This window comes from Pseudoalteromonas distincta (genome assembly GCF_000814675.1).
Classification (GTDB): Bacteria; Pseudomonadota; Gammaproteobacteria; order Enterobacterales; family Alteromonadaceae; genus Pseudoalteromonas; species Pseudoalteromonas distincta.
In genome coordinates, this window is sequence record NZ_JWIG01000005.1 from 1 (window position 1) to 13,107 (window position 13,107).

General features: G+C 38.4%; 10 protein-coding genes and 2 rRNA genes. 8 read left to right on the forward strand and 4 right to left on the reverse strand.

All coding sequences use genetic code 11. The annotated features are described in order from the left end of the window. From QT16_RS04430 to QT16_RS04440, 3 genes are all read left to right on the forward strand, one after another. A 23S ribosomal RNA gene (locus QT16_RS04430) occupies positions 1 to 686 on the forward strand; the annotation flags it as partial. Between the two features lie 145 nt (positions 687 to 831). Beyond that, a 5S ribosomal RNA gene (gene rrf / locus QT16_RS04435) occupies positions 832 to 946 on the forward strand. 886 nt (positions 947 to 1,832) lie between these two features. Beyond that, positions 1,833 to 2,468, forward strand: coding sequence for a methyltransferase family protein (locus QT16_RS04440; protein ID WP_039486508.1), 636 nt, complete (start codon positions 1,833 to 1,835; stop codon positions 2,466 to 2,468). 252 nt (positions 2,469 to 2,720) lie between these two features. Here QT16_RS04440 and QT16_RS04445 read toward each other — a convergent pair whose 3' ends face one another. The 3 genes from QT16_RS04445 to QT16_RS04455 are packed head-to-tail and all read right to left on the reverse strand — an operon-like array spanning position 2,721 to position 7,344. Beyond that, a complete protein-coding gene (locus QT16_RS04445) occupies positions 2,721 to 4,742 on the reverse strand; it encodes a putative bifunctional diguanylate cyclase/phosphodiesterase (protein WP_039486511.1) in 2,022 nt (673 codons plus the stop codon). Positions 4,743 to 4,746: 4 nt separating this feature from the next. Then, positions 4,747 to 5,274 (reverse strand): YfiR family protein, encoded by a 528-nt coding sequence (locus QT16_RS04450; RefSeq protein ID WP_082007384.1) that lies wholly within the window; start codon positions 5,272 to 5,274, stop codon positions 4,747 to 4,749. Positions 5,275 to 5,283: 9 nt separating this feature from the next. Continuing rightward, on the reverse strand, positions 5,284 to 7,344 hold the full coding sequence (locus QT16_RS04455; RefSeq protein WP_039486515.1) for a TonB-dependent receptor plug domain-containing protein: 2,061 nt from the start codon (positions 7,342 to 7,344) through the stop codon (positions 5,284 to 5,286). Positions 7,345 to 7,824: 480 nt separating this feature from the next. On the opposite strand from QT16_RS04455, the gene QT16_RS04460 reads away from it, so the two are divergent. From QT16_RS04460 to QT16_RS04480, 5 genes are all read left to right on the forward strand, one after another. Then, positions 7,825 to 8,700 carry a sensor domain-containing diguanylate cyclase gene (locus tag QT16_RS04460; RefSeq protein ID WP_039486518.1) on the forward strand — a complete coding sequence of 292 codons (876 nt, stop codon included), beginning with the start codon at positions 7,825 to 7,827 and terminating at the stop codon, positions 8,698 to 8,700. Positions 8,701 to 8,818: 118 nt separating this feature from the next. Next, a complete protein-coding gene (locus tag QT16_RS04465) occupies positions 8,819 to 9,034 on the forward strand; it encodes an NAD(P)-dependent oxidoreductase (RefSeq protein ID WP_039486520.1) in 216 nt (71 codons plus the stop codon). Positions 9,035 to 9,142: 108 nt separating this feature from the next. Further along, positions 9,143 to 10,159 (forward strand): Kelch repeat-containing protein, encoded by a 1,017-nt coding sequence (locus QT16_RS04470; protein WP_039486525.1) that lies wholly within the window; start codon positions 9,143 to 9,145, stop codon positions 10,157 to 10,159. Beyond that, positions 10,156 to 10,872, forward strand: a complete 717-nt coding sequence (locus QT16_RS04475) for an SIR2 family NAD-dependent protein deacylase (RefSeq protein ID WP_039486528.1) — start codon at positions 10,156 to 10,158, stop codon at positions 10,870 to 10,872. The genes QT16_RS04470 and QT16_RS04475 overlap by 4 nt, the downstream gene beginning before the upstream one ends. 121 nt (positions 10,873 to 10,993) lie before the next feature. Continuing rightward, entirely contained in the window at positions 10,994 to 11,791 is a 798-nt protein-coding gene (locus QT16_RS04480; RefSeq protein WP_039486531.1) for a response regulator, read from the forward strand. 57 nt (positions 11,792 to 11,848) lie between these two features. On the opposite strand, the gene QT16_RS04485 is transcribed toward QT16_RS04480, so the two are convergent. Then, on the reverse strand, positions 11,849 to 13,102 hold the full coding sequence (locus tag QT16_RS04485) for an MFS transporter (protein WP_039486536.1): 1,254 nt from the start codon (positions 13,100 to 13,102) through the stop codon (positions 11,849 to 11,851). Between the last annotated feature and the right edge of the window lie 5 nt (positions 13,103 to 13,107).

Below are 13,107 nucleotides of genomic sequence, written 5' to 3' on the forward strand. Positions count from 1 at the left end.
TTACGGACAGTGCCTGGTGGGTAGTTTGACTGGGGCGGTCTCCTCCTAAAGAGTAACGGAGGAGCACGAAGGTTGGCTAAGTACGGTCGGACATCGTACGGTTAGTGTAATGGTAGAAGCCAGCTTAACTGCGAGACAGACACGTCGAGCAGGTACGAAAGTAGGTCATAGTGATCCGGTGGTTCTGAATGGAAGGGCCATCGCTCAACGGATAAAAGGTACTCCGGGGATAACAGGCTGATACCGCCCAAGAGTTCATATCGACGGCGGTGTTTGGCACCTCGATGTCGGCTCATCACATCCTGGGGCTGAAGTCGGTCCCAAGGGTATGGCTGTTCGCCATTTAAAGTGGTACGCGAGCTGGGTTTAGAACGTCGTGAGACAGTTCGGTCCCTATCTGCCGTGGGCGTTTGAGAATTGAGAGGGGTTGCTCCTAGTACGAGAGGACCGGAGTGAACGAACCGCTGGTGTTCGGGTTGTCATGCCAATGGCATTGCCCGGTAGCTACGTTCGGAACTGATAAGCGCTGAAAGCATCTAAGCGCGAAGCAGGCCTCGAGATGAGTTCTCACTAGACTTTTAAAGTCTCTGAAGGGCCGTTGAAGACTACAACGTTGATAGGCAAGATGTGGAAGTGGTGTGAGCCATTAAGCTAACTTGTACTAATTACCCGTGAGGCTTAACCATACAACGCCAAACGCGTTTTATGCGACAGTTTAGACAGAAGTTAATATGACTAAAGTAGACATTACTTAGAAAGACTTAAAAAATATTATCAGATATTTTCCAAATTCAGTTAGTGCGTAGAAATACGGATTAACGCCCAAATTTGCTTGGTGACAATAGCGTTTTGGACCCACCTGACTCCATGCCGAACTCAGTAGTGAAACGAAACAGCGCCGATGATAGTGTAGCATTTGCTATGTGAAAGTAGGACATTACCAGGCTTCAAATTGTAGAGAGCCCGATTAGAAATAGTCGGGCTTTTTTACGTCTGCAGAAAAGTGAAATACGCGCAATTAATACACACTCATATCGCGACACAAAGAGAGTGTAGCATTTCACTGTGGCTCTCCACCGCTGTGGGCACTACGACACTACCAGACTTCAAATTGTAGAGACCCGTTACAGCAATGTGACGGGTTTTTTGCTATCTGGGATTTAATAAATAGCCAAGAACCCATGCCGAACTAAGTAGTGAAACAAAACAGCTCGAAGGCGAGCCCCGGCCAACGATAGTGTAGCATTTGCTATGTGAAAGTAGGACATTACCAGGCTTCAAATTGTAGAGAGCCCGACTAGAAATAGTCGGGCTTTTTTACGTCTGCAGAAAAGTAAAATGTGCGCAATTAACACACTCATATCGCGACACAAAGATAGTGTAGCATTTCACTGTGGCTCTCCACCGCTGTGGGCACTACGACATCTTACTGCGTAGCGCACCGACTTCAAATTGTAGAGAGCCCGACTAGAAATAGTCGGGCTTTATTACGCCTGCAGAAAAGTGAAATGTGCGCAATTAATATACACTCATACCAACACCATCGAGTAGGGCGGAAAAATAGATCACTTAATTAAGCGAGTTGGTATAAAAATAAAATTGTGAACTACCGAATTTACGTTTTCGGTTTGTGTAAGCAGTTGTTTAGGTGAAGTATCAAACAGAATTTATAAATTAGTTTGATTAGTTCATTATAACTCGTTAACTAACCACAGACTTAGCTTGTTTATGAGGGCAATGAATACTAATATGATTTCATGATCTTATAACTAAATCTATTGGCTTAGTTGTTTTAAAATTACTACCAATAATGATTGTGAGCTGTAACTTAAATGCCTTATGAAACATTTGTAGATGACTCTGCATCGCTAGTTGAATTTACCCGAGTTTACTTAGCTATTTTTTATACTTTTGTTGCCGGATTTTATACATTTAGAATTATTTATAAAAATCGAAATACACCATCAGGCGTTATTTATCCCGGTGATAAATTTTGTACTAGTTGGTGGAACCATATGGTTTTTAAATTTTTCAGGGCTGCTATTTGGTTTGTATGTGTAATTAGAGTGTTTGTACCTGAGTTAGATAGCTATCTTGGGCTATTCCCGATACTCAATGGCTGGCCAGGCGTATTATTTGGCGATGTATTATTGACAGCAGGCTTTATTTTAACGATGTTTGTACATTTTCATATGGCAGCCCTTTGGCGTTCAGGCATTGATCCTAAGGGACCACATGAGCTTAAAACATCAGGATTATATGAATACTCTAGGAATCCGATGTATTTAGGCGTTGTAGCTGCACAGGTGGGGTTCTTTTTAGCCTTACCTAGTATATTTAGTTTGACCTGTTTAGTTATTGGTTTTACAGCTATATATAGACAAACATTAGTTGAGGAGGCTCATTTAGCTCATCGTTTTTCTACACAATATAAAGAGTATAAACAACTAGTCCCTCGCTGGTTATAGCTTGGGATTGAGCTTTAAATACATGGATTTTTAAGGCAAAAGTAAAGAAATGTTCTGTGTTGGCTTGCTAAAATCTAGCATGATAGACATAAATCAGATCACTTCTTTTTGTTTTATACCAATTCGCTTAATTAAGTGATCTATTTTTAGGATGGAAAACGTGTTGATAGCTAGGCAAAAAAATTGCTATTTAGTTGTTCTAAATGAAAATTTTTTAACACAGGTAGCGACACGTTCAGCCCCGAAAAATGATTAAGTATTATTGCGGATTGGTATTATATACTTTTCCATAAACTCTTGTTTAGTAATTGCCTTTGAAAAAATGTAGCCTTGAATATAATCACAAGCAAGCTGCTTTAATAGGTCATACTGTTTTTGTGTCTCAACTCCTTCAGCAACCACCATTACGTCTAGATTGTGAGCCATAGTGATAATAGCTTTCACGAGAGCAATACTATTATCGTTTGATTCTATATCGTTGATAAATGAGCGATCTATTTTTAAAATATCTATATCTAAGCGCTGTAAATACGCCAAAGAAGAATAACCAACACCAAAGTCGTCAATTGCAATATCTATATTAATAGTGCTTAAGCGTTTTAATTGTCGTTGTATTGACGAGTCGGGATCCATTAAAGTATTTTCAGTGACTTCAATTAAAATGGTGTTTGCGGGTAGTTGGTACTTTTTACTTGCAATAATCCATTCATCCACCCAGCAACCAGCGCGGTCAATTTCAAGAGGTGATGTATTTACACTGACTTGAATTGTCTTTTCACTTAAAACATTGAATTGGACAGTATCTTGAATTGCTTGAGATTTTACCCATTGGCCGATATCGTTTATTAATCCGTTTTTTTCAGCGACAGGTATAAACTCATTTGGCCCTATTAGGCCTCGCTCAGGGTGATTCCAACGAATTAGGGCTTCAGCTTTTGGTACTGATTTCCCGTCAATTGAAAATATAGGTTGGTAAAATAATTCAAATTGGTTTTTTACAATTGCAGTGCGTATCTCCTCTATTAGACGACGCTTTTCTGTGGCTTTTTCTTCGATAGCATAGGAGAAAAACTCATAGCGATTCCGCCCTTTATTTTTAGATAAATACATTGCTTGGTCAGCGCGTCTAACGAGCTCTTCTACTGTTAAACCATCAGCAGGGAAAAATGTTAAACCTATGCTTGCGGTAACATAGACTGTTTCTTTTTTTACTTTAATGCTCTGCATTAAGCTACTTTTTACTGCTTCGGCAATTTTTGATGCTTCATCCGGGCTATTTACACCCTCTAAAATTAATGTAAATTCGTCACCACCCAAACGTGCGACTGTATCTTTAGTCGTTATACAACTTTGCAGTCTTGTTGCTACTTGGTGTAAGAGTAAATCACCGTAGTCGTGACCTAGGCTGTCATTTACTTCTTTAAAGCCATCCAAATCTATGAATATAAGGGCGAACTTCATTCCCTTAATACTTACTAAGCTTTGTAGTTTTTCGTAAAAATAACGCCTGTTCGGTAAGTCGGTTAATCCATCTTGGTAGGCATATTGTTGCAACTGAATATTCGCATTTTCAAGTTCATTAGTACGCAGTCTAACTTGGTTTTCTAATGAATTTTCTCTTTGCTCAATGTTGTATAACATCGCATTAAAACAAGAGGTTAATTGTCCTACTTCATCTTGTGATAGCTGTTTAGCGCGTAAGCTATAATCGTGTGATGTAGTTATTTTATTTGCTGTTTGAGCTAGATATAAAATAGGGTTTAAAAAGCGACGCCTTAATAAAAGAGATAAAATTAGGCTGATGGCAAAGGTGAATACCATCAAAATCATTATAAATTTAAAGTAAAAAGTAATTCTGTCTTGAATGTAGCTGTTGTTAGCGCGTATTTTTAATATACCGTAATCATGCATATCGAGCTGAAGGGGTGTACTTACTTCAATACTTTGCTCCATATCTTCATCTTCGGATTGCGCAATAACAAGTTGCTCACCAGTCATACTTGTTACCATTATACTAATGACATCTGATCGTATAAGTATTGGGTTTATAAGCTCTTGCACTGCATCAATATCATCAAACATAAGTGCTGTAGTTATATTCGGTGAAAGCATTTTTGACAGAGAGCCCAAGCTTTCTATTTGTTCCTCTTTAGCGCTAGTGATTTCATAAGCACTAAATACAATGGTTACTGTCGCGGTTGATACAAGTGCAACACTCATTAAGATAAATAGTAATTTTTTGCTCATCGTATTTAATGCAAATAGTTTTTTCATTGCACTACCTATCTACAACGCGGGCAAGGCGTAGCACTTTTGAGCTCATAGTAATGCCTGCATCTTTAAGCTGTTTCGGAGCAATTTCAAAGCGAATTTTGCCACTGGAAAGAAAAAACCTGATATGACCGCCATTTTCAATAAATGTGTCTGTTTCACCAATGAGCATAACGTTTTTCAGCTCTAAAGGAGTTATGTTTTGCCATTCGATAAATGTATCAGAGGTAATAAATAGCATGTTACACGCCGAGGTTGTTACTTTATCAAGAGTGATTAATTTATTGTATAGAGGTAAGTTTTTTATAGTGCGACTTTTTAAAGCGTTGTTAGCTGCATCAATAAAGTATTTATCAGGGCTACAAATAATAAATTCATTAAGAGATTCTAAATGATAATCCCAGTGTCCAAAACGTGCAAAGTTATATAAGAAGCCTGCTTTTAGCATGTATTCTTTTTCAACAGCACAAACGCTGGCACTAAAAAGTGTCAACGTTATTAAGCTACTGTGAATTAAACTTCTTAATTTAATCATCTAATTAACTTAGAAATTCGCTGAAATTGTAAACGTAATACATTCATCAATATAGTTTGGTAATGTATAGGTTTCGCGCGTATTATTGTACTCAATATGTGAACCTGCAAAGAGGTTTTTACCCGAAATTGCAGTAGACCACACAGGTGTTGCTTGCCAATTCCAACTAATATCTAACGTTGTGTAATTATCAGTGTTATATGCATTTGAGTTTATTGCGCGCAATGTCGCAAACACATTATGGTTGGTTAAAAAAGAATAATCGGCTTTTGCAAATAACTGCCTGTTTTTAGAGTCATAGCCGATTGCGGGCTCTACTCGAGGAGGTAAATCGTACTTATAATCGGTGTAACTATAACCAAACTCAGTATTGAGATTATCAACTGGTTGCCATGATACAACTAGGTCGAACCCTTTAGTGGTCGTGTCTGCTACAGATGCAAAGTCTAAATCTATGCGAGTCATTGTTAGTGCTTGAAATACTTCTGGGATTCTCCCTGCTAGAAATAATTCAAGTATAGGTGTGAATTGTTCAGCATGGGTATTCATATCAATAACCGCTACGTTATTAGCATCTGTATAATAAGTAGAAAGATCCAATGACCAATCGTTAGCAGTAAAACGGTAGCCTAATTCATAAGATAGATAGTTTTCAGATTTAACTTTGTCGTTACCATTTAGGTAGGTTGCAATTCGGTAGTCGTCTATTTGTCCAAAGCCAGAGCTTAAACCGGTAAGATCTTTAATTTCTGTACCATTAACTTTAAAGTTGTCGTTAAATTCAATCAATGTTGGTGTACGTACACTTCTCGATATAGCACCCCAAGTAAGGTGGTTATCTACTGGTTTGTATATAAGCCTTGCTGACGGTTGATTTTCCCAGCCGGTTAAATCGTTATGATCAAGCTTAGTACCAATAATAAAATCGAGTGTATCAGGTGTCACATTGTATTGAGCTTGAACAAGTGCACCAAACTGTTTGAGGTTATCAAAGTTTTTATCGCTATCTAAAAATACACTTTCTGCGAAAGAGATAGAGTTATACCGGTAGTTTAATCCCCAATCTAGCTGTAGAGATTGGTATATGAAGTTCATTTGATAATCAATATCTATCGATTCAAAGTCTTCTTTAATATAATCTTGAGAACCATTTTGTTTCAGCCAAGAAATTTGTAGCATTTGATTGGCATCGGGCGACACTCTGTTTTCAAGGCGCGCCATTATGCGTGAGTCTGTTCGCTTTAAATCATCTGAGAATGAAATGTTTTCGTTGGTTTCATCTATAACACCTCGATAGTTTTGACCAAGTGTTGAGTGAGTAACGTCCCCCTGAAGTAGCGCAGACCACTCATCATTAGGGGTAAAGTCAGCCCGAAAACCTAAAGAATTTTGTTTAGTTGTATCGTTAGGTGCGAGTGAAATCCCTTTTTTTGATTCATTCGCATCTTTTACATGACCATACGCACGGTAGCTGCCTATGTTACTTATATCACCACCGTAACGAAGATTTGCATCAACATTTATTTGATTACCAGTTGTTACGTTTGCGTATCCACCGCGAGTATCAATACTGTTTTTAGTAATGATATTAATCACGCCATTATTTGCGTTACTACCCCAAAGTAATCCGCCTTGTCCGCGTATTACTTCAATGCGTTCAATATCATACAAAGGAACGTTGAGTGTTTCCCAATAAACTGCAGCAAATTTTGGGGTATATAAGCTTTGTCCGTCAATCATAACCAATAGTTTGCTAGAAAATCGAGAGGCAATACCTCTTGATGAAATAGCCCATTGATTGTTATCGAGCTGACGTACAATTAAACCAGGCACCATTTTCAGTGCTTCAGGTACTGATGTAGCACCAGAGTTAGTAATTTGTTCTTTACTTAATACATAAATAGATGAAGCGGTATCAAATGCTGATTGTGCTCTTTTCATCGCAGAAGTTGCTTGTACATCCATGCCCATTAAAGCATCAAGATCGAGGTCTTCATCTTCAAACGGTTCGGCCGTTAAGAGAGGGCAAACAAAAAGTAATGGCCAAAACAAACGTTGTGATATTTTCACCCAAAAGTCTCCTGCGCAATCAAAAAATCAAAAACAGTCTTTGTTTTTGTAATACATGTGATATCACACAATATTAACATACATTAACAGTGTAAAAGCATAAATGAGATTAAATCAAGGTAACTAATTTTATAGTAGTTAAAAGGTCTAATTTCGCCCAATTGAACTGTAAAAATATAGTTAAATGAACTTTATAAGTATATTTATTAAAGAGTCAGTAAAATGTAAATAGCTGATAGTTATATGTTTATATATGACTTAAAATTTAGTCTATTTCAGAATAACTTCAAAGTATTTACGGTTATTAAATATTTAATCTTAACTTTTTCGTGTCATGCTTCTCAAAGCAATATTAATTATATGGGCACAATTTATACCTAGCCCTGTGTTATCTGCGATTGTGGTTTAATTATCTTTGCTTTTGTTAAAGCTATATAGAATACTTAAATTTGCTTGGTTTTGCTTTGAAGGCACCAAAGTATGATAAAAAATGAATTAATTAATGTAGAAGAAGTACTCGCTTTAATGCTTGATGCCGTTTGTGTGGTAGATAAACAAGGCACATTTGTTTTTGTAAGCGCAGCATTTGAGCAAATTTTTGGTTATACGGCCGACGAAGTTGTAGGCAAAAAAATGATTAACTATGTTTACGAAGGTGATCATTATAAAACGCATAACGCCGTAACTTCGCTATTGTCTGGCGAAACGGTAAACCCTCGCTTCGAAAACCGCTGGATGAGAAAAGATGGTCAAATAGTCCATATATTATGGTCTGTTCGCTGGTCAGAGCAACATCAAGTAAGAATTGCAGTTGCGCACGATATAACTGAGCGAAAAGTAATGGAAGAGCAGCTCCATTACATGGCTCGGCACGATGTATTAACTGGCTTACCAAATCGCTCTTTATTGATGGAGCGATTAGAAAAAGTAATTATTAGTGCAACTACAAACAACACATTTTTTTCTTTGCTGTTTATAGACATAAATGGCTTTAAAGCAGTAAACGACACCCACGGACACGAAACTGGCGATAAGCTTTTATGTGCTATAGCAAAAAGGCTCTCAGCGTCGGTTAGGCATTACGACACAGTAGGGCGTTTAGGTGGAGACGAATTTTTAATTATTTTAGATAATTTAAGTTCTAGCCACGAAACCGTCAGAATAAAAAATAAAGTTCTCACTGAGTTTAAAGCTGTCTTTAAGTTAGATGACGTACTACTAAATATTTCCCCCAGTATTGGCATTGCAAACTACCCAGAGCACGGACAAACAGATCACGAACTTATAAAATATGCTGATCAAGCTATGTACAAAAATAAACAACAAGGCTTAGATAACGTAACCTATTTACCTTAAAAATTATGCCGAACTACCACCTTAGACAACTCATCATCACAACGCCCTTAACTACAATACATTACTTAGCGCCACATTTTTAATAGCGGTTTTCCAGTGCTGCGTTAAAAATCTATAAATGCTCTTACAGCAGTTTGTTGGTAGCTCCTCGATAAATAAACTGCACAAGCTATGCCTGGGTGATAATGAAGGCAATTACCGTATCGGCAGTAATACATTTTTTACTAATGATGCAGGCGAAAGCAAAGTTTCGGTCACTGATTATGCAACCGCAATGGTTGATGTAGCGCAAAATGCAGCGCACGTAAATCAGTATATTAGTATTGCCTACTAATATGGTTACTAATCAAAAGCGTTTGATTATTTAGATATAACAATACTGGCTCACAAGGTTAAAATAATTTAATCTGAGTGTATTAATTCTTATTAAATTATTTGCCTTATGAGCCTTCTTTTTTCTCTTGCGTTAGCAAGCCTTCCCACTTTACCAGAGCCAGTTGCTAATAATGCTGTGGCTAAAGTTACAGTACAAAACCAAACCTATTTTTTAAGCTTTATGGGGCTGGGGGGCGATAAACAATACTCGTCAGTGCATAACAAAGTGTGGGCGCTTAAAGTTGGCGATTCACAGTGGCAATCTAAAACTGGTGTGCCTTCAAGCTTGCCATTAAAAGGGCGCTTAGCGAGCACCGCAGTCGGTTTAGGCGAGTACGCTTATGTGTTTGGCGGCTATACGGTAGCAGAGGATCATACTGAAGTTTCAAGCCCCGACGTATATAGGTACGACGTAATAAAAGATACCTACACTCATCTTGCGAGCATGCCAGTACCCGTAGACGATAGCGTAGCGCTGAGCTACAAAGCGCGTTACATTTATCTAATTAGCGGTTGGCATAACGACGGCAACGTAAACTTAGTACAAGTATACGACACGCAAAATAATACATGGCAACAAGCCTCGCCATTTTTAGGTGAGCCTGTATTTGGCCAAGCCGCTGCTATTAGTGCTAACACCATTGTTATTTGTGATGGCGTTAAAACACAAGCTAATCCTGATTCGCGTCGCTCGTTTGCAGGTGTAGCACAGTGCTTAAAAGGCACAATAGATTCAACTAATCCACAAAAAATAGATTGGCGCACATTGCCACATCCAACAGGCACTGCTCACTACCGAATGGCAGCCACCAGCTATAATGGCAATATTTATATGATGGCAGGCTCTAATAACCCATATAACTACAGCGCAATAGGTTACGACGGCAAACCTGCACCTGCAAGTGACCATGTTTGGCGCTTTAGTATCGAAAAAAACGAATGGCAAATTTTATCCCCAGTTGAAGTAAAGAGCATGGATCATCGTGGCTTACTTGAGCACAGTGGGGTTTTATATCGAATTGGTGGTATAGATAACAGTCAGCAAGTAAGCGCTAACGTACTCGGTTACGAGGTTGAAAAGTGAACACTCTTTACATTACCGGAGCGGGAGTCAGCGCAGCCAGTGGTATTCCCACCTTTAGAGGGGAGGATGGTTATTGGACCATTGGCAGTAAAAATTATACGCCTATGGAAATGGCAACGCGCGCAATGTACCAAAACGCCCCAAAAGAGTTTTTAGCATGGTATTACCATCGCTTTGCAACGTATCGCAACCATGGCCCAAACGACGTACACCATTGGCTAAGTGACAAAAACCTAATTACTCAAAACATAGATGGGCTTGATGGCAAAGCGGGTAACAAAAATTACATAGCGATACACGGCAGGCTTGATCAAATGACCTTATTTCATGAGCAAGGTGAGCCTGTCACGCCAGTTGCCACCCCGTGGGATAGCGTAGACGAAAGCCGCCTGCAAGAGTCTCTTTTTGAGCTATTTAATATTCAAAACCAAACGCCTGACCTAAACCATTCATTTAAGCCCTTTGTTTTATTATTTGACGAATACTACACCGAGCTTTACAGAATAACACAAGCACAACAGCGTATGCTCAACGCCGATAAAATTGTATTTATGGGCACCTCGTTTAGCGTCAATATTACGCAAATGGCCATTGAAATAGCCCGAAATTACGACATTCCTGTTGAAGTGGTTGACCCCGCACCTGCGCATATTTTGCACGCTAACGTCACATATAAAAAAATGAATGCATTAGATTACATTCAATCTAATTAATAAGTGCTATATTTTAAAGGGGTTGGTAATGTTTTCTTAAATATTACAATCTCTTTATATAATATTAACGAGTCAAAAATGTTATTATTATCCTGATTATAACAATACTAAAGAGATCTGAATGAGCGACTTAACTGCAATAGCAAACTTGTCCATTTTACTTGTAGAGCCTTCAGAGGTTCAGCAAAAAATAATAATAAAATCGCTTTTAGAAAGTGGTGTAAAACAAGTTGAAACTGCATCTACACAAACACAAGCGCTTAGCTTATTAGCAAGTTATCACCCTGATCTAGTTATAAGCTCTATGTATTTATCTGACGGGACAGCCGACTCACTATTGCAAGAAATAAGATCAAACCCTCTCACCGAGCATCAACCTTTTATGCTTATATCGAGCGAGCGTAATAAAAAATACCTTGAGCAATTACGCCAATCGGGTGTGCTGGCTATTTTGCCAAAGCCTTTTAGCGCAAAAGCCATTACCCGCGCACTCAAAGCAACCCTCGATATTATAAGCGAAGAAGAAGTAGAACTTGATCATTTTGACGTAACGTTGCTGCGAGTTTTAGTGGTAGACGACAGCCGCTTTGCGCGTAAACACATAATACGTGTACTTGCGGGGATGGGAATACCTGCACCAATAGAAGCTGAAAACGGTAAAGAAGCTATTGAGCACTTGAATAACCAACCGTTTGACTTAATAGTAACCGACTACAACATGCCAGAAATGGACGGGCGAGAACTAACAGAAGCCGTTAGAAGCTCAAATAGCTACTCACATATTCCTATTTTAATGGTGAGCTCAGAGGCAAACGACACTCACTTAGCTAATATTGCGCAAGCGGGAGTTGATGCCATTTGTGATAAGCCGTTTGAACCCGCAACGGTGCGAGAATTACTGTATAAAATAATGTCTTGAACAGACAGCTAAGGCAAAAGTGATTTTAGCCTTAGCAATATATCTCATAAATAAATTCTAAAGACTTCCTTGGGGATTGAGTTTCTCTTTGCTGTTAACTTGGTTCGAATTTTTATCTGAAGTTAAAACAAATGCCGATACAACTACAAAGAATGCAACTACAATACCAATAAGCTTATATGCCTCAGCAAAGCCTATCGCATCGTACAAAATACCAGTAAATACAGATAAACCGCTTGCCGCAACCTGCCCCATAAACTGAAAACCAACAATATAAATAGTGGCAGAAAGCCTTGCATCAAATGTGGCAGATATATATTTAAAAATAGCAATTAGCATAATAGGCAGCTCAACTGCATGTAATAGTTTCATTGCAGAGATTGATAATGGATCAGTTGCATAGCCAGAGCCGATTATTCTTAGTGCCATAACAACACCGCTTACAATTAAGCCGTTTTTTGCGCCAATTTTATTGACTAAAAAAGGGGCTAAAAACATTCCACCCGCTTCTAAAAATACTTGAAAAGAGTTTAAGTAACCATACATAGCATTTCCCTCTTCTCTAGTAGGAAACTGCGCTGCAAAGTAAACAGGGAACTGCTGATCGTAGACGCCATATATACACGAAACGCCAATAACAAAAGTTGTAAACGCCCAAAATTTAGCATCTTTGAATAGCGCAATTGCGTCAGTAATTTTTAATGCGCTGGCGCTTAGGTTTACTTCCTTAGACTCATCACTTGCTTTAACAAACCATAAACACACTAAAAAAACTAAAGCACTTACACTTGCTAAAACAAAATTTAAGGTGGGTGATATATTAAAAATTTGGCCAGTAAAAAAGGTTGCAATAGCCCACCCAACCGAGCCCCACATACGTGCTTTACCAAATTCAAACCCAGTATTGCGGCCAACTCGTTCTATGTAGGTTTCAACGGCCCCAACGCCTGCAAAAAATGCGACCGAGCAAAATAAACCACCAGCAAAGGCCCCAACATACAAAGAACTAATAAGTAACGGGGTATAAACATAAATAAAAAATGGACCGCTTAGTAGCAACATCACACCAACAAACCATAACAGGTTCTTTTTTAAACCTAACTTATCTTGAATAAAACCATAACAAGGCATTACAAACAGTGCTGCAATAGCATTTATACTAAATACGATACCTGTTTGAGTACCATTTAAGCCTATTGCCTGGTTAAGCCATATAGGATAAATCGAAAAGCAGAAAGACCATGTTAAAAAAAAGCTTAAAATACAGCCGCTTAATAACCAATAATTGCGTTTAGATAAGTGTTCAGTCATTTGTC

Coding starts and splice junctions, on each gene's coding strand:
- QT16_RS04440 (WP_039486508.1), top strand. CDS start 1,833: ATGCCTTATGAAACATTTGTAGATGACTCTGCATCGCTAGTTGAATTT.
- QT16_RS04445 (WP_039486511.1), bottom strand. CDS start 4,742: ATGAAAAAACTATTTGCATTAAATACGATGAGCAAAAAATTACTATTT.
- QT16_RS04450 (WP_082007384.1), bottom strand. CDS start 5,274: ATGATTAAATTAAGAAGTTTAATTCACAGTAGCTTAATAACGTTGACA.
- QT16_RS04460 (WP_039486518.1), top strand. CDS start 7,825: ATGATAAAAAATGAATTAATTAATGTAGAAGAAGTACTCGCTTTAATG.
- QT16_RS04465 (WP_039486520.1), top strand. CDS start 8,819: ATGCTCTTACAGCAGTTTGTTGGTAGCTCCTCGATAAATAAACTGCAC.
- QT16_RS04470 (WP_039486525.1), top strand. CDS start 9,143: ATGAGCCTTCTTTTTTCTCTTGCGTTAGCAAGCCTTCCCACTTTACCA.
- QT16_RS04480 (WP_039486531.1), top strand. CDS start 10,994: ATGAGCGACTTAACTGCAATAGCAAACTTGTCCATTTTACTTGTAGAG.
- QT16_RS04485 (WP_039486536.1), bottom strand. CDS start 13,102: ATGACTGAACACTTATCTAAACGCAATTATTGGTTATTAAGCGGCTGT.